9 protein-coding genes are annotated in these 25963 nt (G+C 58.7%); 7 read left to right on the forward strand and 2 right to left on the reverse strand.

Features of this window, described 5'->3' with window-relative positions; genetic code table 11:
* Positions 1-27: 27 nt before the first annotated feature.
* A complete protein-coding gene (locus BN1137_RS00705) occupies positions 28-1443 on the reverse strand; it encodes an FAD-dependent oxidoreductase (RefSeq protein ID WP_050716761.1) in 1416 nt (471 codons plus the stop codon).
* Between the two features lie 12 nt (positions 1444-1455).
* Complete coding sequence (gltB, locus tag BN1137_RS00710; RefSeq protein WP_050716762.1) at positions 1456-5913, reverse strand: glutamate synthase large subunit; 4458 nt, start codon at positions 5911-5913, stop codon at positions 1456-1458.
* A gap of 602 nt (positions 5914-6515) precedes the next feature.
* Between gltB and BN1137_RS00715 the strand changes: the two genes are divergently transcribed.
* The 7 genes from BN1137_RS00715 (at position 6516) to BN1137_RS22185 (ending at position 25919) form a co-directional block, all read left to right on the forward strand.
* Entirely contained in the window at positions 6516-7460 is a 945-nt protein-coding gene (locus BN1137_RS00715) for a tRNA modification radical SAM protein MnmL/YtqA (protein ID WP_050716763.1), read from the forward strand.
* A gap of 376 nt (positions 7461-7836) precedes the next feature.
* Positions 7837-9981, forward strand: coding sequence for a type I secretion system permease/ATPase (locus BN1137_RS00720; protein ID WP_050716764.1), 2145 nt, complete (start codon positions 7837-7839; stop codon positions 9979-9981).
* Positions 9974-11389: an HlyD family type I secretion periplasmic adaptor subunit gene (locus tag BN1137_RS00725; protein ID WP_050716765.1), complete on the forward strand. Its 1416-nt coding sequence runs from the start codon at positions 9974-9976 to the stop codon at positions 11387-11389. Before BN1137_RS00720 ends, BN1137_RS00725 begins: the two co-directional genes overlap by 8 nt.
* Positions 11390-11425: 36 nt before the next feature.
* A complete protein-coding gene (locus BN1137_RS00730; protein ID WP_050716766.1) occupies positions 11426-12757 on the forward strand; it encodes a TolC family outer membrane protein in 1332 nt (443 codons plus the stop codon).
* A 181-nt stretch (positions 12758-12938) separates the two neighbouring features.
* On the forward strand, positions 12939-13625 hold the full coding sequence (locus tag BN1137_RS00735; RefSeq protein ID WP_050716808.1) for a transglutaminase-like cysteine peptidase: 687 nt from the start codon (positions 12939-12941) through the stop codon (positions 13623-13625).
* Positions 13626-13628: 3 nt separating this feature from the next.
* Positions 13629-15554, forward strand: coding sequence for an EAL domain-containing protein (locus tag BN1137_RS00740; protein ID WP_050716767.1), 1926 nt, complete (start codon positions 13629-13631; stop codon positions 15552-15554).
* Between the two features lie 267 nt (positions 15555-15821).
* Positions 15822-25919, forward strand: coding sequence for a retention module-containing protein (locus BN1137_RS22185; RefSeq protein WP_050716768.1), 10098 nt, complete (start codon positions 15822-15824; stop codon positions 25917-25919).
* Positions 25920-25963 lie beyond the last annotated feature (44 nt).

Genomic DNA, 25963 nt, shown 5'->3' on the forward strand with positions numbered 1-25963 from the left:
GCTTGACGAGATCTGCTTCGTGGCAGCTTAAACGGCCAGGTAGTCCATGATCCCTTCGGCAGCCTTGCGGCCCTCATAGATGGCGGTGACCACCAGATCCGAGCCGCGCACCGCGTCGCCACCGGCGAACACCTTGGGGTTGCTGGTCTGGAAGGCATAATCCGCCTTCTCATCGGCCTTGATGCGATCCCGGCTGTCGAGCGCGATGCCAAACTCGCTCATCCAGGGCTGGGGATTGGGTTGGAAGCCAAACGCCATCACCACCGCATCGGCGGCCAGCACCTGCTCGGAGCCTTCGACCACTACCGGATTGCGGCGGCCGTTCGCATCGGGGGCGCTGAGCTCGGTGCTCACCACCTTGATGCCACAGGTGCGGCCATAGGCATCCAGCTCCACGCCGATGGGTTGCAGGTTGAACATGAATTCCACCCCTTCCTCATGGGCGTTCTTCACCTCCCGCTTGGAACCCGGCATGTTCTCGGCATCCCGGCGATAGGCGCAGATGACCTTGTCGGCGCCCTGACGAATGGCGGTGCGCACGCAGTCCATGGCGGTATCGCCGCCGCCGAGCACCACTACCTGCTTGCCGGCGAAGTCGATGTAATCGGCCTGCGCCTTCTCAAAACCCAGCAGCCGGTTGGCGTTGGAGATGAGGTAGGGCAGGGCGTCGTACACGCCCGGCGCCGTCTCGTTCTCGAAGCCGCCCTTCATGTACTTGTAGGTGCCGACCCCGAGGAAGACGGCGTCGAATTCACCCAGGAGATCGGCGAAGGTGACATCCTTGCCCACCTCGGTCTCGAGGCGGAACTCGATGCCCATGCCCTCGAAGATCTCGCGGCGACGCTGCATCACCTCTTTTTCCAGCTTGAAGGAGGGGATGCCGAAGGTGAGCAGGCCACCGATTTCCGGGTACTTGTCGAACACCACGGCGCTGACACCGTTGCGGGCCAGCACGTCGGCGCAGGCGAGCCCGGCCGGGCCGGCGCCGATGACGGCAACGCGCTTGTCGGTCTTCACCACCTTGGAGAGATCCGGGCGCCAGCCCATCTCGAACGCCTTGTCGGTGATGTACTTTTCGATGTTGCCTATGGTCACGGCGCCGAAGCGATCGTTGAGGGTACAGGCACCCTCACACAGGCGGTCTTGCGGGCAGACGCGGCCGCACACCTCCGGCAGGCTGTTGGTCTGATGGGAGAGCTCCACCGCCTCCAGGATGCGTCCCTCGTTGGCCAGTTTCAGCCAGTTGGGGATGTAGTTGTGGACCGGGCACTTCCATTCGCAATAGGGGTTGCCGCAGTCGAGGCAGCGATCCGCCTGCATGCCGACCTGGGCCTGGTTGAAGGACTCGTAGATCTCCACAAACTGGATCTTGCGGATCTTGAGTGGCTTCTTGGGCGGGTCGACCCGCTGGACGTCGATAAACTGGAATACGTTCTGGCTCATAGGGTTCCCTCCTTATTGCGCCTGGATTCTGAGTTCTGCACTAGAGCGGCTGGTGTGACCAAGCAGGGACTTGACGTCGCTGGACTTGGGTTTGATCAGCCTGAACTTGGGCACATAGGAGTCGAAGTGGGCCAGGATCTCCTCGGCGCGCGAACTGCCTGTCTCGTTCAGATGCGCCGTGATGATGCCGCGTAGGTGTTCCTGATGGATGGCGAGATCCGCCACGTCCAGCAGTTCTACCAGCTCCGGGTTGGTGCGCTTGGCAAAGTTGCCACACTCGTCCAGCACGTAGGCAAAACCGCCCGTCATGCCGGCCGCGAAGTTGACCCCTGTGGTGCCAAGGATGGTGACGATGCCGCCTGTCATGTACTCGCAGCCGTTGTCGCCAATGCCCTCGACCACCGCCAGGGCGCCAGAGTTGCGCACCGCGAAGCGCTCGCCAGCGGTACCGGCCGCATAGAGCTTGCCGCCGGTGGCGCCATAGAGGCAGGTGTTGCCGATGATGGCCGCCTCGTGGGATTTGAACGCAACGCCGACGTGGGGTTTGACCACCAGCTTGCCGCCGGTCATGCCCTTGCCCACGTAGTCGTTGGCATCGCCGGTCAGTATCATCTCGAGGCCGCCGGCGTTCCATACACCGAAGCTCTGGCCGGCGGTGCCGTTGAAGTGCACCCGCACCGGATCCGCCGCCATGCCCTGGTTGCCGTGACGCTTGACGATTTCCCCTGACAGACGCGCCCCCACCGAGCGATCGGTGTTGCGGATGTCGTAACGGAACTCGCCGCCGCTCAGGGTCTCGACCGCGCCGAGCAGGTCATCCACCATCTTGAGGTTGAGCGGCCCCTTGTCGAAGGTCGGGTTGTGCTGCTGGCTGAACAGGCTGGAGCCTGCCGGTGCCACCGGGCTCGCCAGGATGCCGGACAAGTCCAGCTTGGCCTGACGGGCGGTGAGGCCGGGCAGGGCTTCGAGCAAATCGGTGCGTCCGATGAGATCGGTGAGCTGGCTGACGCCGAGCTCGGCCATCAGCTCGCGAGTCTCTTCGGCGATGAACTTGAAGTAGTTCATCACCATCTCCGGCAGGCCGGTGAAGTGCTCGCGGCGCAGCTTCTCATCCTGGGTGGCGACGCCGGTGGCGCAGTTGTTCAGGTGGCAGATGCGCAGGTATTTGCAGCCGAGCGCCACCATGGGGCCGGTACCGAAGCCAAAGCTCTCGGCGCCGAGGATGGCCGCCTTGATGATGTCCAGACCGGTCTTGAGACCGCCGTCCACCTGCAGCCGCACCTTGTGGCGCAGGCCGTTGGCGACCAGTGCCTGTTGGGTCTCGGCCAGACCCAGCTCCCAGGGGGAGCCGGCGTATTTGACCGAGCTCAGCGGGCTGGCACCGGTGCCGCCGTCATAACCGGAGACGGTGATGAAGTCCGCATAGGCCTTGGCCACGCCGCAGGCGATGGTGCCGACGCCGGGCTCGGACACCAGCTTGACCGACACCAGGCAATCTGGGTTGATCTGCTTGATGTCGAAGATGAGCTGGGCCAAGTCCTCGATGGAGTAGATGTCGTGGTGGGGCGGCGGCGAGATCAGGGTCACGCCGGGCACGGAATAACGCAGTTTGGCGATCTGTGCCGTCACCTTGTCACCGGGCAGCTGGCCACCTTCGCCGGGCTTGGCGCCTTGGGCGACCTTGATCTGCACCACATCGGCGTTCATCAGGTAGTGGGGGGTGACGCCAAAGCGCCCAGATGCCACCTGCTTGATGCGCGAATTCTTCTCGGTACCGAAGCGCTTGGGATCTTCGCCACCTTCGCCGGAGTTGCTCTTGCCACCCAGGCGGTTCATGGCCACCGCCAGCGCCTCATGCGCCTCAGGCCCCAGCGCGCCGATGGACATGGCGGCGGAGTCAAAACGCGGGAACAGGTTGGCGGCAGGCTCCACCTGCTCCAGGGCGATGGGGGTCGTGCCCTGCTTCAGGGACAAGAGATCCCGCAGAGTCGCCACCGGGCGCTCGTTTACCAGACGTGCGTACGTCTTGTAATCGGCGTAGTCGCCGGAGCGTACCGCCACTTGCAGGGTCTGCACCACGTCCGGGTTGTAGGTGTGGTACTCACCGCCGTGCACGAATTTCAGCAGGCCGCCCTGGGTGAGCGCCTTGCGCGCCAACCAGGCCTGGCGGGACAGATTGAGCTGATCCTGCTGGATGTCGGCAAAATCGGCGCCCTGAATGCGGCTGGAGACACCCTTGAAGCACATCTCGACCACGGAGTTGGACAGCCCCACGGCTTCAAACAGCTGGGAGCAGCGGTAGCTCGCCACCGTGCTGATGCCCATCTTGGACATCACCTTGTAGAGACCCTTGTTGATGCCATTGCGGTAGTTGAGCATGGCCTGGCGCAGGCTCATCTTGAGCACGCCTTCCTCTACTTGCTTGGCGAGGGTCTCGTAGGCGAGATAGGGATAAATGGCGGTAGCGCCAAAGCCCAGCAGCACGGAGAAGTGGTGCGGATCGCGCACACTAGCGGTTTCCACCAAAATATTGGCATCACAGCGCAGATTGTTGTCTACCAGGGTGCGCTGCATCGCGCCCACCGCCATGGCGGCCGGGATCGGCAGGGTGTCGGCACTGACGTCCCGATCCGACAGGATCAGCAACACGGTACCGCCGCGCGCCTTGTCGGCGGCGTCCTTGCACAGCCGCTCCAGCGCCGCTTGCAGCCCCTCTTCGGGCTTGAAGTTGAGGCTCAGCACCGCATGACGGTAGTGTTCCCCTTCCAGTGCCAGCAGCTGGTGGAAGTCGGAGTAGAGCAGGATCGGCGACTGGAACAGCACCCGGTGGGCGTGGCCGAAGGTCTCGTTGAACACGTTCTGCTCGCGGCCGATACAGGTGGCCAGCGACATGACGTGGTTTTCCCGCAGCGGATCGATGGGCGGGTTGGTCACCTGGGCGAACATCTGGCGGAAATAGTCATACAGGGTGCGCTGGCTGGAGGAGAGCACCGCCATCGGGGTGTCATCCCCCATGGAGCCCACCGCCTCCTGGCCGTTCTCGCCGAGCACGCGCACTATCTGATCCAGCTCCTCGTAGGAGTAGCCAAACAGTTTCTGGTAGGTCTTGAGCTGATCGTCCGAGAACTCGCGGGCGCCAGTGCTGGCATCATCCATCTGCTCGAACGGCACCAGCCGTTTGCAATGCTTGTCCATCCACTGCTTGTAGGTGTGACGACTCTTGAGATCGTCATCGATCTCGAAGCTGGTCCAGATCTTGCCGTTGTGGGTATCCACCACGAACAGCTCCCCCGGACCGACCCGGCCCTTCTCCAGCACCTCGTCCGGGGTGTAATCCCAGGTGCCCACTTCGGAGGCCAGGGTGATGAACTTGTCCTTGGTGATGACGTAGCGGGCCGGGCGCAGGCCGTTACGATCCAGCGCGCAGGTGGCGTAGCGGCCGTCGGTCATGACGATGCCGGCCGGGCCATCCCAGGGCTCCATGTGCATGGAGTTGAAGTCATAAAAGGCGCGCAGGTCGTCATCCATGTTCGGGTGCTTTTGCCATGCAGGCGGGATCAGCAGGCGCATGGCGCGGAACAGGTCCATGCCACCGGCGAGGAAGAGATCCAGCATGTTGTCGAGGCTGGAGGAATCGGACCCCGTGGTATTGACGAAGGGGGCGGCCTCTTGCAAATCCGGAATGAGCGGGGTGGCGAACTTGTAGCTGCGCGCCTTAGCCCACTGGCGGTTGCCGGCGATGGTGTTGATCTCGCCGTTGTGGGCGAGATAGCGGAACGGCTGCGCCAACGGCCAGCGCGGGCTGGTGTTGGTGGAGAAACGCTGGTGGAACACGCAGATGGCGGCCTGCATGCGAATGTCGGCGAGATCCAGATAGAAGCGCGGCAAGTCCACCGGCATGCACAGTCCTTTATAGACGGTGACCAGGTTGGAGAGGCTGACTACGTAGAAGTAGTCGTCGCTGATGCGCTTCTCGATGCGGCGGCGCACGATATAGAGGCGGCGCTCGAGATCCTTGTCGACCCAGCCGGGGGGGGCGTTGACAAAGACCTGTTCGATGCTGGGCAAGGAGGCCTTGGCGATGGGACCGAGCACATTGGTATCGATGGGCACCTTGCGCCAACCGACCAGACTCAAGGTCTCTTTTTCCAGCTCCTCGTCGATGATGTCGCGAGTGGCCTGGGCCAAGACAGGATCGGGATTCAAGAACAGCATACCGACCGCATAGTTGCGGCCAAGGTGCCATCCCTTCTCTTCGGCGACAGCGCGATAGAAGCTGTCCGGTTTTTGCAGCAGCAGACCACAACCGTCGCCGGTTTTGCCATCGGCGGAGATACCGCCGCGGTGCTGCATGCGAGCCAAGGCTGACATCGCGAGACGGACAAGCTTGTGGCTGGCTTCCCCTTCCATGTGGGCCAACAGGCCGAAGCCACAGTTATCCCTCTCCAGCTTTGGATCATATAGTGACATTGCATTTCTCCCTTGCTCGGCCTTCCATCACAAACTGCATAAATTGCGATTGGCTCTTGTGGTTCCGTCCGCCTGAGGTGGCGAATCTCCAAACTAATGGGAATTTTGGGCAAGGTCAATTGGACATCCCGACTGTTTGTAATGTCACACAGTCATAACAAAATGTCGGTTTTAGAGTTTTAATGAAGAGTTGCAGTGCTATTGTTCTTTGTTTTTCTTATTTGATGGTTTTGTATGCTGTCAACTTTAGCTTTAGTGGTCGACTGCATCGTGCTGTCGAACTGTAGTAATCTTACCAATCAGCCACGATGAGGCGGGGTGTCGATCACATTTCAAGATCCTGCATCTTGCATTTATCCGCATGCTGGCTAGAGGGTAAATCTCAATGCCTTACAGATAGTTATATAGGAAACCTTGGCCTCTCTTTCATCTTCTATCTAGACAGCATGGTTTCCAAAAGTACCCCAGTTACGTCGTTTGTGGGTATTTATTCGGATTATGATGAATATTTATATGTTTTTTGGCCACAGGCTTCGCTTGATCCAGCTCAGCCTCCCTATGAGGTCAAACTCGTACAATGACGCCCCTTTAGCGGAGGTGTCATGCAGTTACACGAACTCGTCAATACATTCGGCCAGGATCTCAAGCAACGTCACGGTCAGAAGATCCACAAACTCTCCATTCACGGTGCCTTTACCTGCCCGAACCGGGACGGCACCCTGGGTCGCGGTGGCTGCACCTTCTGTAACGTCTCCTCTTTTGCCGACGAGTCGGCCCAGCAACTCTCTGTGGTGCAGCAACTGCTGGCCCGGCGGGACGAAGTCACCCGCGCCAAACGCTATCTCGCCTATTTTCAGGCCTATACCAGTACCTATGCCGAAGTGGAGTATCTGCAGCGCATGTACGAAGAAGCCTTGTCGGTCAGTGACATGGTGGGGCTCTGCGTCGGTACCCGGCCGGATTGTGTGCCGGATGCTGTGCTGGATCTGCTGGCCGGCTATCAGGCTCGCGGCTATGAGGTGTGGCTGGAACTCGGTCTGCAAAGCGCGAGCGACAAGACACTGCAGCGGATCAACCGGGGTCATGGCTACGGCGCCTATGAAGATGCGGTGCGCCGTGCCCACCTGCGGGGGATCAAGGTCTGCGCCCATCTCATTGTTGGCCTGCCGGGGGAAGTGGCGATGGACAGTCTGGAGACCTTGCATCGCATCGTGGACACCGGATTGGAGGGGATTAAATTGCATCCACTGCACGTGGTGGAGGGCAGTACGCTAGGCAAGGCCTGGCAGGCGGGGCGCCTCGAGGTGCCGACGCTGGAAGAATATGTGGCAGCGGCGGTAGCCATGATCCAGCACACCCCCCCCGAGGTGGTCTATCATCGCATCTCGGCCTCGGCGCGTCGTCCAACCTTGTTGGCACCGAGCTGGTGTGAGAATCGCTGGACGGCCATGGCCGCCATTGCCAGTGAACTGGCTCGAACTGGGGCCCAAGGGAGTCTCATTGGTCAACCCTTCTCCCTCGCCGGTTTTAATGAGCTGGCACTTTAATTTCATTAAAAAAACAGGGGGTTATTAGATGAAATTCAGTCTTTGCAGTATAGTTTCATTCAAGTCGCCTTGATATGATGGTCGGCTTGAAAAATACATTGTTATCAATAATCTTGAGTTAATTCCAATCTGGGCAGGATCTCTCGCGTTGAATGTCGCATTCTTGTCGTCATCCAGTGCCGAGCATAGGGTCTCTTCCCGGCTTGATGATGTTTGGGTCTGGTGATGACATAAAAAGGTCATTGCCCTGTGCGCTAATTTGGTTGTCGGCTTGCGGTGATGGCTTGTTACTCTGCTATTTCAATAATTCGCCGTCACGATCAGAATGGTGGTATTTTCCGCGACAACCGTCTTAATCATGTTTTGACAGGATGCTATGCAAGCAGAAACTAGCCGTATTGATGAGCTACTGGAGTGCCTGGTCTTCTTGACCCGTTTCTATGGCGTGCCCAATAGCCAAGATGCTTTGACCACGGGATTGCCATTAGTCTCTGGTCGCCTTAGCACTGCATTGTTCCCTCGCGCCGCCGAGCGCGGCGGCTTATCTGCCCGTGAAGTGATCCAGCCCCTCGAAAATATCTCTTCCCTGTTGCTGCCCTGCGTACTGCAGACCCGCACGGGCGGAGCCTGCATTTTGTTGGAGTGGAATGAGGACAGAACTCAGGCCAAGGTGATCTTCCCCCAGGCCGGTGATGCGGCGCAGTGGGTCAGCACAGCCCAACTGGGCGATGAATATAATGGCCGGCTGTTCTTCGTCAAAAAGCAGTTCAAATTTGATGAACGCTCCCCCAAGGTGCTGGAGACCCGTGATGGTCACTGGTTCTGGAGCACCTTGTTCGAATCCCGGGGGATCTACCGGGATGTGCTGGTAGCCTCCATTCTTATCAATCTGTTTGCGGTGGCCAGCCCCCTGTTCACCATGAACGTGTACGACAAGATAGTGCCGAACCTGGCGTTTGATTCTCTCTGGGTACTGGCCGTCGGCGCCATGGTGGTGTTCACCTTCGATTTCGTGATGCGCCAGTTGCGCAGCTATTTCATCGACATCGCCGGCAAGAAATCCGATGTGCTGCTGTCTGCCAAGATCTTCGCCAAGGTGATGGGGATGAAGATGGAGTCCCGTCCCGCCTCGACGGGGGCCTTCGCCAAGCATCTGCAAGAGTTTGAATCGGTGCGGGAGTTCTTCACCTCCGCCACGGTTTCCACCCTGATCGATCTGCCGTTTGCCATCTTCTTCCTGTTTATCATCTGGCTGTTCGCCGGTGTCATGGTGGTGGTGCCCATCGTCGCCATGCTGATCCTGGTGGCCTACAGCTTCTATATTCAGGAGCCGCTCAAGCAGTCTATCGAGGAGGGCTCCCGTCTCGCCTCCCAGAAGAATGCCAACCTGATCGAGAGTATTTCCGGCCTTGAAACCGTCAAGATCTTCGGTGCCGAGAGCATGTTCCAGCATCGCTGGGAGCAGGCGGTGTCCCACATCTCTACCTGGGGCGTGCAGACCCGCCGCATCACCAACTCCATGTCGTCTCTGGCGAGCTATATCCAGCAGGTGGTGACGGTGGGATTGGTCATCGTCGGGGTCTACCAGATCTCGGAAGGGCTGGTGACCATGGGCGGCATGATCGCGGCCGTCATGCTGTCGAGCCGTGCCATCGCCCCCATGGTGCAGCTCTCAGTGCTCTCCACTCGCTACAACCAGGCCAAATCCGCATTGGATATCCTGGAGAAGATAATGATGACGCCGGGCGAGCAGGAAGAGGGCAAGCAGTACATCCATCATCCCGTCATCCAGGGCCGCATCGAATTCGAGAATGTTTCCTTCAAATACCCTGGGATGGAGAGCAGCACACTGCACAACATTTCTCTGCGCATCGAGCCGGGCGAAAAGGTGGCCATCATTGGCCGGATCGGGGCGGGCAAGACCACCCTGGAGAAGCTGCTGATGGGACTCTACCGACCGACCGATGGCTCGGTACGGCTCGATGGCTTCGAGCTGGATCAACTGCCGCCGAGCGTCATTCGCCGCAATATCGGCTGTGTGCCGCAGGATGTCACCCTGTTCTTTGGCTCGGTGCGAGACAACATCATGCTCGGCAATCCGCTGGTGGACGATAATCGCGTCCTGAGAGCGGCCAAACGCGCCGGCGTGACCAATTTTACCAACCGCGATCCCAACGGGCTGGATCGGCAGATAGGCGAGGGCGGCCGCCAGCTCTCCGGTGGTCAGCGCCAGGCTATTTTGCTGGCCCGCGCCTTGCTCAATGATCCCCCCATCTTGGTGATGGATGAGCCGACCTCCAACATGGACAACCAGTCTGAGATGCATGTGAAGCAGGAGTTGGCACGGCTTGGGCCGGAAACCACCCTGATCCTGATCACGCACAAGACCTCCATGCTGGATGTGGCCTCCCGGGTCATCGTCGTGGAGCAGGGGCAGATAGTGGCCGACGGGCCCAAAGAGGTGGTGTTGCAGCAATTGAAGGAAGGCAAGGTGCGAGTGCAGGAGACGGCCAATGGTTAACAACTGGTTCAAGAAAAAGTCCCCGGACACTGTCCTGCCCTCTTCTGAGCATTTGGAGTATGTGGACGATGGGGCCGCCGCGGTTCTGCTGACGACACCGACCCGCGCCAGAGTGCTGCTGTGGGCCTGTTTCCTGTTTTTCATGAGTGCCATCATCTGGGCTGCCTGGGCGAAGCTTGATGAAGTGACGGTGGGCCAGGGCAAGGTAATCCCGTCTCGTCAACTGCAGGTGATCCAGAACCTGGAGGGGGGCATCGTCAAGGAGATCTTCGTCAAGGAAGGGGACGTCGTCGAAGAGGGGCAGCCCTTGCTGCGCATCGATGATACCCGTTTCAAGTCAGACTTTCGCGAGCGTGAGCAAGAGCTGGTGATCCTCAAGGGGGACATTGCCCGCCTGCGTGCCGAGATCAAGAGTGTGGTGGTCAAAAATGAACCCAATCTCGGCTGGCGCGAACAGGTGGTTATCGAGAAACAACCCATTGTCTTCCCGGATGGGTTCGAGAACGTCTTCGCCGAGTATGTGACTCGTGAAAAGTCGGTGCAGGACGAGCGCCTCAACAATTTAAAGAACCAGCTCTATATTCTCGGCCAGCAGATCGAGCAGAAAGAGCAGGAAACCATCGAACTTAACGCCAAAATCCGGACCGTCAGTCGCAGCGTCGATCTGGCTCGCCAGGAGCTAAACATCAGTCGCCCCCTCGCCAAAGAGGGCATAGTCCCCCAAGTGGAGCTGATCAAGCTGGAGCGGCAGGTCAACGAGATGCAAGGGGAGCTTGAGGCCAATCGCCTGCTCATCCCCAAACTCAATTCCGTGCTGCGTGAGACCATCTCCAAGCGTAACGACATCGCCCTGAAGTTCAGGGCCGATTCCCAGACCGATCTCAATGAGCGGCAAGGCAAGCTGAGTCAACTGTCCGAGGGCCAGATTGGCTTGCGGGACAGGGTCGATCGAACCAGCGTCATCGCGCCCCTCAAGGGCACCATCAAGAAGCTCAAGATCAATACTCTGGGTGGCGTGGTGCAGCCGGGTATGGACCTGATGGAGATAGTGCCGCTGGAAGACACCTTGCTGGTGGAAACCCAAGTGTCACCCAAGGACATCGCCTTCCTACGACCAGGGCTCGAAGCCATGGTCAAAATAACAGCATATGACTTCACCATTTATGGAGGGTTGCATGGCAAGGTTGAACAGATAAGTGCGGACTCTATCCAGGACGAGAAGGGGAATTCCTTCTACCTGGTGCGGGTACGAACCGAGAAGAGTTACTTGGGCGATGAGCTTAACGCACTTCCCATCATCCCCGGTATGTTAGCCAGTGCAGATATCATTACTGGCAAAAAAAGTGTCCTAGACTACTTGCTTAAGCCGATCTTGCGAGCTAAGCAGTCGGCACTGAGAGAACGATAAAGCCAACAATCTAATAACAACATGACTGGAGATAACATGAAGAAGACGATTGTTGCCATGCTGGTCAGTGGCGCAGTGCTGTTCCCTGGCCTTGGCCAGGCCCAAACGCTGGAGCAGTCAGTGGCACAGTCACTGGCTACCCATCCGAAAATCAAAGAAGCTTTTGATCTCTATCAGGCGCGGTTGTATCAGCATGATGGGGCCAAGGGCGGTTACTATCCCACCATCGATCTGCGTGGCGGCGTTGGCTATGAAAATACGGATAGCCCATCGACACGTGCTGCGGGTAACAATTCACAGACAATCGATGACTCCATGACCCGTAAAGAGGCCGGGATCAGCCTGCGCCAGATGTTGTTTGACGGCTTCGATGTCAGCAACAACGTGGCTCGGACCGATGCCGCCGCCAACGCTCAGCGTCTGGCCATGATCTCCGAAGCGGAGAACACTGCGCTGCGTGTGTCAGAGGTGTACCTCAACATGCTGCGTCAGCAGGAGATCCTGGAGCTGTCCAAGCAGAACCTGGAAACCCACGAGCAGATCCGCAGTGACATCCAGAAACGGACCGACTCTGGCCTGGGTTCTACCGCTGACCAGACCCAGATTGATGGCCGTGTTGCGCGTGCCTATTCCAACCAGGCCGCGGCCGAGAACAACTATCGGGATGCCGAGAGTGAGTTCATCCGCGTCGTGAATGAAGTGCCCAAGGATCTGGTGCAGCCGACCCCCAATAGCCAGCTGATCCCCGCCACTCTGGAGGATGCACTGAAGACGGCCACCGAGATACACCCAACCCTTCTCTCCTCCCTGCAGGACATAGAAGAAGCCAAGTACCAGCATGAAGGCTCCAAGTCCGGGTTTTATCCGAACGTGGCCTTCGAGGTGGATCAGAACTGGAACGAGGATATCGACGCGGTGAAAGGCCGTAACGATGATCTGACCGCCATGGTCAGAATGCGTTACAACCTGTTCCGTGGTGGTTCCGATCTGGCTGAAAGCAAGGCCACCTCGGCACTCTATTCCCAGGCGAAGGACATTCACCTGAATGCTTTCCGTCAGGTGGAAGAGGGAACGCGCCTGGCTTGGAACGCCAAAGAGTCGCTGGCCAAGCAGAAAGTCTTCTTGAAAGAGCACGTGGACGCCAGCTATGACACCGTACAGGCGTACAAGAAGCAGTTCGGTCTGGGTCAACGGACCTTGCTGGACGTGCTGAACACGGAGAACGAACTGTTCGAAGCTCGCCGCAGCTACATCACGGCCGAGTATGACTCCCTGCTGGCGGATTACCGTATCCTCAATGCCACAGGTGGTCTGCTCAATGCCATGAACGTACAGCAGCCGGCCGACTGGCAGGCTAATAACAACTGATGGCAATCGCGCTGATGTGATATCAAGGCAAGAAATGACTGCAGCTTGCTGCAGTCATTTCTTGCTGCTTCAGTTTTCAATCGATAACCGTGATGACCTGCCGCAGGGGAATGATGTGACATTGTGGGGAAAGGCAAGCGCGAGTGAGACGCCTTGGCCGGTATGGGGCACACGCCCATCCCTGCGTTGGCTGCGCCACCTGCTGTGGTTGTGTCTCTTTTCACTCCCTCTGTTGCTGTGTGCCAGCCAACCCTTGTCATCTGACGATCTCAAGCTGGTACAAAGGGCGGAGGAAACCTACGGCGCGCGAGCGGGCAAACGGGTCACCAGTTGGCGAACGCTAGCGGTGCAAAATCGGGATGCCGGTCTGACGGATCGACAGAAGCTGGAGAAGGTAAACCAGTTTTTCAACCAGCTGCGTTTCATCGATGACATCAAGTTGTGGCACAAGAAGGATTATTGGGCGACGCCGCTGGAATTTCTGGGGGCCGCCGGCGGTGATTGCGAAGACTTCAGCATTTCCAAGTATTTTACGTTGCTGGAGCTTGGCATCCCGGATGAAAAAATGCGTATGGTATACGTCAAAGCATTGAAGTATAACCAGTTTCATATGGTTGTTGCCTATTATGAGACGCCTGCATCAGTGCCTCTGATCCTGGACAACCTCGTCGGCGCAATTCGCCCGGCCAGTCAACGGGCGGACCTGATGCCAATTTACAGCTTTAACGGTAGTCACTTGTGGTTGATGAAGGCGCGTGGCCAAGGGGAACTGGCCGGACAGTCATCACGCTTGGGATTATGGACTGATTTACGCAATCGCATGACTTCAGGGCGATTGGCTCGGCCTGTGGTGAATTTGGATGATTAACCTATGACGCTCTACAGACAATTATTGGCAACCATGTTGTTACTGTTCGGATTGCTGTTTGCCGCAACCTATTGGGTGCAGTTCAATTCGACCCGTAACTACCTGGCACAGCAGCAGGAAACCACCGTCATCAACACCGCCACCTCATTGGGATTGGCGCTGACGCCTTATCTGGAGAACGGCGACAAGGTGAGCGCCGAATCCGTCATCAAGGCCGTGTTTGACGGTGGCTACTATCAGCTGGTTCGTCTGGACCTTCTGGCCTCCAAGGATGTCATCGAGCTCGAGAACAGTAGCAATATCCAGGGAGTCCCACAGTGGTTCATGGGGCTGGGCCTGTTCCCTGAGGTATCTAATGAATCTATCTTGACCTCGGGCTGGCTGCAGTTGGGCAAACTCAAGGTGGTGGGCCATCCGGGGCAAGCCTACTACGAGCTCTGGAAGGGAATGAGTGAGCTGGCGACCTGGTTTTTGGTCGGCTTTCTGATCACCACTGTCTTGCTGATGCGGGCACTCAACTATCTGCTCAAACCCCTCAAGCTCATCTGCGATCAGGCGGTCGAGATCGAGCTGCACCATTTCGGACATGCGATTCCCGAGCCAAAGAGCCGCGAACTGAAACAGGTGGTACAGGCCATCAACACCCTCTCCAGCAAGCTGGCGCTGCAGTTCAAGGAGCAGGCTGACGAGGCTGAGAATCTACGGGCCAGAGTCTATGTGGATGCGGTGTCCGGACTCGGTAACCGCTCCTATTTCGTCGGCCAGGTCAACGCCTGGATTGCCGAAGCAGGCCAGGGTGGCGTCATGCTGGTGGCCGTCGACATGTTGGACGATCTGTACCGTGAAGAGGGTTTTGCCGCACGGGACAACATGGTCAAGTCCATCGCGCAGGTCCTGAAAGAGCTGCTGAAAGGCTGGGATGGCGCGGCGTTGGCCCGCATCTCTGCTACGGAGTATGCCTTGCTCTGTCCGACCGATGATCTGTCGCAACTCAAGGATCTGGCAGAGCTCATCAATAGCCGCATCGCCGACCTGGTCGTCAACCCCATGGGTGAGGTGGGTGCGCTCTCAGTGATAGGGATCGCCGGTCGGGATGGTAACGATGATCTCTCCGCGTTGCTGACCAAGGCTGACAATGCGCTCGGCAAGGCGCGCAACGAACGGCGCGGTGCCGTCGTCATGGAAGGAGGGGCCGATCAGGGACTGATGGGCCGCCTGGCCTGGCGCGATCTGGTGCAGGACGCTATCGCCCGGAACCTGTGGCGTTTCAAGGCCCAGCCAGCCTGCCGCTTTGATAACGGGGTACGCCTGCATGCCGAGTTGTTTGCTTCCATCTCGCGGGATGGAACCGACTATTTTGCGGGCCAGTTCCTGCCTGCCATCGAGCAGTTCAAGTTGGGGGGCGAGTTCGATCAGGCGGTGCTTGAGGCTTGTGCTCCTCTGCTCAGGCAACAATCCGATCTGGTGTTGGCCGTCAACATCACCGCAGGTTCTCTCTGCTCCGATGAATTCCTGAGCTGGCTGAAAGGGTATCTGGCTCAGCATGCCGAGTTGAAAGAGCGCTTGCTGTTGGAGATCCCCGAGGCGGCCATCATGAAGCACCGGGAACATGTGGCTGCCTTGGTCGCCGTGTTGCAAGAGCATGGTTTCCAGTGGGGAGTCGATCACTACGGCCGCCATTTCCAGTCGCTCGGTTATCTGGAAGAGCTGGCGCCAGCCTATGTCAAGGTGGATCACGGCTATACCAGCCAGGTCATGGAGCCGGGGGCGGATACCTCTTTCCTGGCCGCAGTTTGTCGTGCTGCGCACAACGCGGGTGTGACCACCATCGCCACTCGTGTGGAGGATCAGCAGCAGGTCGAGGTGCTGGCCAAGCTGCACATCGACGGTTATCAAGGCTTCGTCCACCCGGCATTCCCGCTGCCGTGATCGGCGCGTTGTTCATAAAAGGGCCCCTATGTGGGCCCTTTTTTATACCCGTTTAGAATAAGTGTGGATATTTCTTGCTGCAGAGATGGCGCCACACCAAAAACAACATTGTTAATTGCTTGATTTGTTTGTGTAAAAAAACACTGTTCGATTTAATGCATCGGATGGAGCTGAACAGATTCAAAGCTGTACATTTTTGCAACGGAAGCGCGATGAAGTCCCATCTAAGGTGTATGCATCAAATTTTGTCACCCTGGAGCAATGGATATGCGTACCCAAATCATCGACAAAACCGTCGTCGTCTCTTCCGTAGAAGGTAATGTTCAGATCCAGCTTGCCGACGGCAGCAGTCGTCCTCTTCAGCCGGGAGAGATATTGCAGCCAGGGGCCAAACTCAATATTGCCGACGATGCCAAGCTGATGCTGGCGCCCTATGATGACAGCCCGGATGCGTCGCCCGCCACCCCAGCGGCGACCGATGTACCGGCACAGGGACAGCCATCCTCATCGGCCACCAATAAAGAGGTGCCGCCAGAAGTCTCGCCAGAAATAGCGGCCTTGCAAAAATCCATACTGGAAGGGGTCGATCCGACCAAGAAATTTGAAGCCTCGGCTGCCGGTGGTGCTCCCGCTGCGGGTGGTGGTGGCGGTGGGATCGGCGGGGTCGCAGGGGCCAGTGGTAATGGTGGCTTTGTCGTCATCGATCGTATCGGTGATGCAACCATTGCCGCTGCCGGTTTCGATACCGACCACGGCGCCTTGACGGCGCAGAACCTGCTGCAGGAAGACGATCTCTTGCCTGATAATCAGCTTGATGATCAGGATGAAGCCGTCGTCACCCAGGAAAATCAAGCCGTCAGTGGCAACCTGCTACTCAATAGCAATAACCCCGACGGTCCTTTTGATGCCTCAATAGTCTCTTACAGCTGGGGGAATAACATCGGCGTACCGGCCGGGACCGCCGCCAGCCTGGCGGGGGTCGGTGTCTTGATCATCAATGCGGATGGCTCCTATACCTTCACCCCGGCACTCAACTATTCCGGTCCTGTTCCCCCTGCAAATTACATAGTGACAGATGGCGCTGATACCAACCCATCGGTTCTGACCATCACCATTGCTGCGGTGGATGATCCCGTTGTGCTGGGAGGGCTGCAAGTTGAAGGAGGGGAGCTTGTCCTGAATGAAGCTGCATTGGCGGATGGCAGTGCGCCTGATGCGGCGGCTTTGACCAAAGGTGGCACTTTTACCTTCAATGCCGTGGATGGTGTCCAGGTATTGAGCCTGGGTGGCGTGGTGCTCATCAGTAACGGCCAGGTCATCACCAATTTCCCGCAGGTGATCCCCAGTCCTTCAGGCAATCAATTACTGGTTACCGGCATCACTTATAACCCTGTGACCGGCGCCGGGACCGTCAATTACACCTACACCCTGAATGATAACGAAGTTCACACTCAGCCTGCCAATGACACCGCACTGACTGAAAGTTTCAATGTGGTACTGACGGACAGCGATGGCGACAGCACCAGTGCCAGCCTGGATGTGGTGATACTGGACGATGTGCCTAGCGTGCGCGTGATCCCCGGCTCTGGTGAGCTGGGAGTGCTCAGCGTGGATGAGAGCCTGCCGCAACTGGGCGGTGCGGACAATGACGGCATTGCCAGCGTGACCCTGGCGGCCTCAGTGGTACAGTCCCAGTTCAGTCATGCCTTCGGTGCCGATGGGGCGGGCAGCATTGGTTACAGCCTGTCCCTCAATGGCAGCAACGTGGCCAGCGGCCTCTATGCAGTCGATCCATCGGTGGCCAATGGTCAGGGCACCCAGATCCTGCTCAACCAGGTCGGTAATGTCATCACCGGCAGCGCCAACGGGGTGAGCTACTTCACCATCACCATCGACCCCGCAACAGGCGCCGTGACCCTGAACCTGCTGGACAATATCTGGCAAGGCGATACCAGCAGCAATGATGACAGCGTCAGCCTGACGCTGGAGAGCGGTATGTTGACCCTGGTTCAGACAGTGACGGACTCCGATGGCGACAGTGCCAAGGCCAGTATCGATCTGGGTGCCAGTGGCGCATTCCGCTTCGAAGACGATGGTCCAACCTCCGGTCTGGCGCCCGAGTTCCTGCGCCCCGGGTTTGTGACGGTTGATGAAAGTCTGTCTGTGTTGGGAGGAGCAGATAACGATGGTATTGCCAGTGCAGTGCTGAGTGGTGCCGCGGTACAGTCGCAGTTTAGTCATGCCTTCGGCGCCGATGGCGCAGGCAGTATCGGTTACAGTCTGGCCCTTAATGGCGGCAATGTGGCCAGCGGCCTCTATGCAGTCGATCCTTCTGTTGCCAACGGTCAGGGGAGTCAGATCCTGCTGAACCAAGTCGGCAATGTCATCACCGGCAGTGCCAACGGGGTGAGCTACTTTACCCTCACCATCGATCCCGCGACAGGCGCAGTGACCCTGAACCTGTTGGATAATATCTGGCATGGCGATACCAGTAACCATGATGACAGTGTCAGCCTGACGCTGGAGAGCGGAGTGCTGACTCTGGTGCAGACCGTCACCGATGCCGATGGCGACAGTGCCAAGGCCAGTCTGGATCTGGGAGCCAATGGTACCTTCCGTTTCGAAGATGATGGTCCGACAGCGGGTGTGAATGCAGAGGCGCCACGCCTGGGCGAGGTGAAGGTGGATGAAAGCCTGCCCGCGCTGGGTGGTGCGTATAACGACGGTATCGCCAGTGCGACCCTGGCGGCTGCCACGGTGCAAGCCCAGTTCAGCCATGCCTTCGGCGCCGATGGCGCAGGCAGTATTGGTTACAGCCTGGCCCTCAGTGGCGGCAACGTGGTCAGCGGCCTCTATGCAGTCGATCCCTCTGTTGCCAACGGTCAGGGGAGTCAGATCCTGCTGAACCAGGTGGGTAATGTCATCACCGGCAGTGCCAATGGGGTGAGCTACTTCACCCTCACCATCGATCCCGCCAGCGGTGCCGTGACTCTTAAATTGCTGGATAACGTCTGGCACGGCAATACCAGTAACCCGGATGACAGCGTCAGCCTGACGCTGGAGAGCGGCGTGCTGACTCTGGTGCAGACCGTCACCGATGCCGATGGCGACAGTGCCAAGGCCAGTGTCGATCTGGGCACCGGTGGCGTATTCCGCTTCGAGGATGATGGCCCCACCGTCTGCCTAGCGACCGAGGGTCCAAGCCTCGGGGTGGTGAAGGTGGATGAGAGTCTGCCCGCACTGGGTGGTGCGTACAACGACGGTATCGCCAGTGCGACCCTGGCGGCTGCCACGGTGCAAGCCCAGTTCAGCCATGCCTTCGGCGCCGATGGCGCAGGCAGTATCGGTTACAGCTTGGCCCTCAGTGGCGGCAACGTGGCGAGCGGCCTCTATGCAGTCGATCCCTCTGTTACCAACGGTCAGGGCAGTCAGATCCTGCTGAACCAGGTGGGCAATGTCATCACCGGCAGTGCCAATGGGGTGAGCTACTTCACTCTGACCATCGATCCCGCCAGCGGTGCCGTGACCCTGAAATTGCTGGATAACGTCTGGCACGGCAATACCAGCAACCCGGATGACAGCGTCAGCCTGACCTTGAATAGCGGTGTGCTGACTCTGGTGCAGACCGTCACCGATGCCGATGGCGACAGTGCCAAGGCCAGTGTCGATCTGGGGACCGGTGGCGTGTTCCGCTTCGAAGATGATGGCCCAACTGTCTGTCTGGCGGCCGAGGGTCCAAGCCTCGGGGTGGTGAAGGTGGATGAGAGCCTGCCCGCGCTGGGTGGTGCGTATAACGACGGTATCGCCAGTGCGACCTTGGCAGCAGTGACGGTGCAAGCCCAGTTCAGCCATGCCTTCGGCGCCGATGGCGCAGGTAGCATTGGTTACAGCCTGGCCCTCAATGGTGGCAACGTGGCCAGCGGCCTCTATGCGGTCAACCCGTTGGCAGTCAACGGTCAGGGCGCCCAGATCCTGCTCAACCAAGTGGGCAATGTCATCACCGGCAGCGCCAACGGGGTGAGCTACTTCACCCTGACCATCGATCCCGCGACGGGTGCCGTGACTCTGAACCTGCTGGACAATGTCTGGCACGGCAATACCAGCAACCCGGATGACAGCGTCAGCCTGACCTTGAACAGCGGTGTGCTGACTCTGGTACAGACCGTCACCGATGCCGATGGCGACAGTGCCAAGGCCAGTGTCGATCTGGGGACCGGTGGCGTGTTCCGCTTCGAGGATGATGGCCCGACAACAGGTGTGAATGTTCAGGCGCCAACCCTGGGCGCGGTGAAGGTGGATGAGAGCTTGCCCGCACTGGGTGGTGCGTACAACGACGGTATCGCCAGTGCGACCCTGGCGGCCGCCACGGTGCAAGCCCAGTTCAGCCATGCCTTCGGCGCCGATGGCGCCGGCAGTATCGGTTACAGCCTTGCGCTCAATGGCGGCAACGTGGCCAGCGGCCTCTATGCGGTCAACCCACTGGCAGTCAACGGTCAGGGTGCCCAGATCCTGCTGAACCAGGTGGGTAATGTCATCACCGGCAGTGCCAACGGGGTGAGCTATTTCACCCTGACCATCGATCCCGCCACGGGCGCCGTGACTCTGAACCTGCTGGATAACGTCTGGCATGGCAATACCGGTAGCCCAGATGACAGCGTCAGCCTGACCTTGAACAGCGGTGTGCTGACGCTGGTGCAGTCCGTCACCGATGCCGATGGCGACAGCGCCAAGGCCAGTGTCGATCTGGGGACCGGTGGCGTGTTCCGCTTCGAGGATGATGGTCCGGTGCAGTCTGGTAACGGGCAAGGTCCCACTGTGCATGGTGCCGTTCAGGAGGATGCCCTGACCCTGGCCGGTGGCGCGCCCCATGAGGGCAATCATGAAGGGCTTGGGCAGACCACCACGGCCAGTGACACCTCGGGTACCCTGAACACCCTGGTGAACTTTGGGGCTGATGGTCCCGGCGTCTTCAGCCTGTCGAACAATGTCAGTTCGCTGGTTTCACAGGGATTGAGCAGCGGCAGCGTGGCGCTGAGTTACAACGTCGTAGGCAATGTGCTGACCGCCTCTGCTGGCGGGACAGTGATCTTCACTTTGACGGTGGCTGCCGATGGCGATTACTCCTTCACCCTGAAGGGACCGCTGGATCATCCCGTCAAGGAAGGGCTGCCGAATGGTGATAACGAGCTGTTGCCGGTGCCTATCGACTTTTCAGGAGTGCTGGTCGCTACCGATGGTGATGGCGACAAGGTGCCAGGTTTCACGAAAGGTTCATTCGTTATCGATGTGCAGGACGATATCCCTGTGGCGCAAGATGACTATGCCACTGTGCTCTCAGGTCAGTCCCAGAACATCAATATGGTGTTTGTGCTCGATTTCAGCGGCAGTATCGATAACAACGAACTGAACGCCATGCTCGATGCGGTGCGTACCGCAGGGCAGGCACTGTTCAACACCTCTGGTGGTCAGGTCAAGATCCAGATAGTGGCATTCTCTGGTGATTCCATTGCTTATCTGCCAACCGACAACGTCACTGCGTTCACGAATCTGGTGAACTCCCTGAACCCGCAGGAGCCGGGTGGTGTCCGTCCCTTCGACGGTAACACCGACTTTACCGATGCCATTCAGGAAACCATTGCGTCCTATACCCCGGTTTCGGGGTGGAATAATCAGGTGGTCTTCATCAGTGATGGCAACCCCAACGAGCAAACTGGTCCAGGCGGTACCTCGCTCACCAGTGCGGTGGCAACCAGTTGGAATAATTTCGTCGATAACAACGGGATCACTGTCACCACCATCGGGATTGGCAATGGCATCATCGATGCCCGCCTGCAAGATGTGGATGTGGATGCCGGCCCGAACAATACCCCGCTGCGAGTGAACAACTTTGGTGATCTGGTCGATACCCTGCTCAATCAAGTTATTGGCGGTCTGGTACAAGGCAACGTGCTCAATGGCTCCAACAATGTCGTTGGGGGTGGAGATGACGATGCCTATGGTGCCGATGGCCCGGGTTATATCCAGTCCATCAAGATCGGTGCGACGACCTACAGCTGGGATGGTGTGCTCGATGGGGATCAGCAGCTGACATCCGTGACCACTCCCGCGGGTGGCAAGCTGAGCTTCAACTTCTCCACCGGTGCATGGAGTTATCAGGCTCCTGCCAATGTGAATGGCGATCTCACCGAGGACTTCCAATACACCATCATCGACAAGGACGGTGATCCGGCCACGGCGACCCTGCATCTCTATGTCGAAGACGTGGGTGCGGTGGAAGGCTATGTCGATGAGGATGAACTGCCAAGTGGCATCACCGACAACGACAGCGTCACCAGCAGCGTCAGTGGCAGTGTCGCCCCGCTGATCGTCGGGCCGGATAACTCCGCAACCATCAGTCTCAATACCAACACCAGCGGTGTGACCGCGGCCAGCTCCGGCGGCGTCGCGCTGGTCTATACGGTGGTGGGCGATACCCTGACTGCCACGGCCAATGGGGCGACGGTGTTTACGCTCCAGGTCGGTTCAAACGGCAGTTACCAGTTCAACCTGGTGAAATCGCTGGATCATCCGCTGGGTAACGGCGATGACAACGAACTACTGACTTTGGATTTCACCAGCATCCTGAAGGCGACTGGTGGCAGTGGCACCTTGGCGGGCAGCTTCCTTATTCATGTGGAAGATGATGTTCCCAAGGCGGTGAATGAAAACGGCGGCACCGTCACCGAAGACGTGGCGGGCAGTCTGGGTGGCAACGTGCTGAGCAACGATGTGTCCGGCGCCGATACCCCGGCTGCGTTCGTGGGCTGGAGTGCCACCGGGCACAACAACAGCACTTCTGTCACGGCGCTGAGTACCTACGGCAGCTTCGTACAAAATGGCGACGGCAGCTGGACCTACGCGCTGGACAACAGCAAGGCGGCTACCCAGGCGCTGACGGCGGCGTTCAACCAGAGCTACGACGTCTGGTACACCATGAAGGACGCGGACGGTGACGAGAGCATCGCCAAGCTGACCATCACCATCAAGGGGGCGGATGACAGCTCCAGCGTGGTGACGGTGGCGGCGACCGGTCCGGACCACCTGGTGTACGAATCGGGCCTCAACCCGAGCGGCTCCAATGCGGCGGCCACCACCGAGACGGTGGCAGGCAGCTTCACGGTGTCGGCCTCGGACGGCATCTTGAACGTGGTGATAGGGGGGACGACTTATACCCTGGCGCAACTGCAGGCCTTCAATGGCACGCAGACCGTGAACACCGGGGAGGGGTTACTGACCCTGCTGAGCTACAGCGGCTCGGCCAGCGGTGGCACGGTGAACTACAGCTACACCCTGAGCGCGACCATCGACAACGACAGCAAGGCGGGTGCCACGCTGACGGAGTTTGATGACAGCGTGACCATCGCGGTGAACGGGGTGGGCGGTACCACCGCCAGCGACCAGCTGATAGTGCGCATCGTGGATGATACCCCGACGGCCAATGATGATGCTGACAGTGCGACTGAAGGCGTGTTCACTGCCGTTACCGGTAATGTCATCACAGGGGTTGGTACTACAGGTGGCACGGGAGGCTCGGGGGTTGACGTCAAGGGGGCGGACGATGCAGCCGTCAGCCAGGTTGTCGGCTTTGGTGGCAGTACTGACAGCAACCCGGCAGGTGGATTCACGGTCAGCGGTCAATACGGCAACCTGACCATGGGGGTGGATGGTACATACAGCTATACCCTGACGGCAGCCTCGGTTCCTGTCGGTGCCTCGGACGTGTTTACCTACACGCTCAAGGACGGCGATAACGACACTGATCCGGCTACCTTGACGATCAATATCGCTCAGGACACGCGTATCCCAGTGCTCACCATCGGCAATGCGACCGTCGATGAAGAGGGCTTGCCGGCTCGCGCCGGTGAACCAGCAGGCAATGCGGCCAGTGGCAACTCCGAGATCTTCAACGGCAGCTTCAGCATCAACACGCAAGGTGAGAACCTCACCGCGCTGACCATAGGTGGCCAGATTTACAACCTGGGGACGGGGGGCAGTCAGACCCTGATCAATAATACGCAGGGGATGCTGGTCGTGACCGGGGTGAGCGGTCCGGTCTCGGGTGTGTTCACGGTGAACTACACCTATACGCTCAAAGACAACATCCTCACCCACAATGTGCAGGGCAACGCTGACACGGCCAATGGCCCCAGCTTCGTGGTCTCTGCCACGGATGCCAGTGGCGATACGGGTACTGGTAACCTTCAGGTGGTCATCAGTGACGATGCGCCGATCGCCAACGGGGCTACCAATGCAGGCCAGGCGACTCAGGTCCAGAACACGAACCTGATGCTGATCCTCGATATCTCCGGCAGTATGGATGACTCATCGGGGTATCAAGGCATGAGCCGGTTGCAGGTAATGCAGAAGTCAGCCCTGGAGCTGCTCGACAAGTACGATGCCTACGGCAATGTGATGGTCAACATCATCACCTTTGCCACCATGGCATCCAACCCGACTGGGACCTGGGTGACTGTCGATGCGGCCAAGGCGATCATTCTTGGCCTCTCGTCAACCGATTCGACCAACTATGACGATGCGTTGAACGACGCCATCAATGCCTTCGCAGCGAGCAACAAGATCGTCGGGGCGCAGAACGTGTCCTACTTCATGTCGGATGGTTTGCCCAATGCGAGCAGCGTCAGCAACGCTGCGACTGTCCCTGATGGTTCCAACAGTTTTGGCGATGGTGATGGCATCAGTGCCGCCAACGAGAAGGACTGGACCGATTTCCTGAAGGCGAACAACATCAACTCGTTCGCACTCGGCATGGGCTCCGGCGCTACCCAGTCGGCACTCGATCCTATCGCTTACAACGGTGTGACCGGAGCCAGTCCGGCAAACACTTCCGCGGTGGTCGTCACCGACTTCAGCCAGCTGGCGGCTACGCTGCTCAGCACGGTTGTCGCACCACCACTGGCCGGACAGCTGATCGATGGACTGACGGCGAGCACGGGGGCGGATGGTGGCTGGATCAATGCCATCACGGTTGGGGGGATCACCTACACCTACAACCAGAAGACCGATGTCTCGGGTGTCACTGGCGGGGCGTCGGCCGGTACCTTCGATACAAACACCAACGAATGGTCCATCACGGTGGCCGGTGGCATCTTCAAGATTGATATGGATAACGGTCTGTATACCTACACACCGCCCTCTTCCATCCCGGTGGGGGGGATCAGCCAGGTGCTGGGTTACAGCGTGATCGATAACGACGGGGATACCGCGTCCAACACCTTGTCTCTCATCGTCAACCCGGCGATCGGGCCCACAGTGGTGCGCGATGACTTCATCATCACCAACCAGGATCCGTCGACCATCCCGGATTGGGCTCTGCTTGCCAATGATACGGGACCACTTGCTGGCACACAGACGCTTACAGGGGTCTCTGGGGCCGTGAGTGGCACTGTGGCTGACAACGTGGGGTCGGTAACATTCGATGACACGTCTGGCAATATCACGCCGAGTACCTACGAGGGGTCGTTCAACTACACCAACAGCACCACCACGGATACGGCCAAGGTGTTCGTGGATGTGCAGAGCGGCTCGACGCTCACTGGTGGTTACCTTGACGAGATCCTGATTGGCGGAACAGGCAATGACACTATCAACGGCAATGCCGGCAATGACATCCTGCTGGGTGGTGCCGGCAACGACAACCTGAACGGTGGGGAGGGTAATGACATCCTGGTTGGCGGTGCGGGCAACGATATCCTGGATGGTGGCGTGGGCAACGACACCGCCAGCTATATCGACAGTGCGGCTGGGGTCACCGTCATCGTCAATGGCGCCAGCCAGGCGACGGGAGGGGCGGGTACCGACAGTCTGAGCAACATGGAAAATCTGGTGGGTTCCATGTTCAACGACAGCCTGACCGGTGATGGCAATGCCAACATCCTCAGCGGCCTGGCGGGTGACGACATCTTGAGCGGTGGCGGAGGCGATGATCTGCTGATTGGTGGTACCGGCAGTGACACCCTGACCGGTGGCGCAGGCAAGGATACCTTCAAGTGGATGGCGGGGGATGCTGGCGGTACCGACACCATCAAGGACTTCACCACGGGTGCTAACGGGGATGTACTGGACCTGAGTGAACTGCTGAGTGGGGAGCACTCCAACGCAGCCAGCCTGGATCAGTATCTTAACTTCGCGTCGGGTCCAGGTAGCAACAAGTCGACCCTGACGATCGATCTGGATGGCTCGGGGAGTGGCAGCACGACCCATACCATCTTCTTCGACAGCGTGGATCTGACGCTCGGCAATACCCGAACCGACTCACAGATCATTCAGGACTTGCTGACCCAAGGCAATCTGAAGGTTGATCCATAATCAAACCATGGGGGCCGGGCTTGCCCGGTCCCTGTTATTTGATG

Source organism: Aeromonas tecta, assembly GCF_000820185.1.
In the GTDB taxonomy this organism is placed as follows: Bacteria; Pseudomonadota; Gammaproteobacteria; order Enterobacterales; family Aeromonadaceae; genus Aeromonas; species Aeromonas tecta.

What these genes read in the sequence shown, in the direction of transcription:
- BN1137_RS00705 (WP_050716761.1), bottom strand. Translation starts at nt 1,443, where the DNA reads ATGAGCCAGAACGTATTCCAGTTTATCGACGTCCAGCGGGTCGACCCG.
- BN1137_RS22185 (WP_050716768.1), top strand. Translation starts at nt 15,822, where the DNA reads ATGCGTACCCAAATCATCGACAAAACCGTCGTCGTCTCTTCCGTAGAA.
- BN1137_RS00720 (WP_050716764.1), top strand. Translation starts at nt 7,837, where the DNA reads ATGCAAGCAGAAACTAGCCGTATTGATGAGCTACTGGAGTGCCTGGTC.
- BN1137_RS00740 (WP_050716767.1), top strand. Translation starts at nt 13,629, where the DNA reads ATGACGCTCTACAGACAATTATTGGCAACCATGTTGTTACTGTTCGGA.
- gltB (WP_050716762.1), bottom strand. Translation starts at nt 5,913, where the DNA reads ATGTCACTATATGATCCAAAGCTGGAGAGGGATAACTGTGGCTTCGGC.
- BN1137_RS00725 (WP_050716765.1), top strand. Translation starts at nt 9,974, where the DNA reads ATGGTTAACAACTGGTTCAAGAAAAAGTCCCCGGACACTGTCCTGCCC.
- BN1137_RS00715 (WP_050716763.1), top strand. Translation starts at nt 6,516, where the DNA reads ATGCAGTTACACGAACTCGTCAATACATTCGGCCAGGATCTCAAGCAA.
- BN1137_RS00730 (WP_050716766.1), top strand. Translation starts at nt 11,426, where the DNA reads ATGAAGAAGACGATTGTTGCCATGCTGGTCAGTGGCGCAGTGCTGTTC.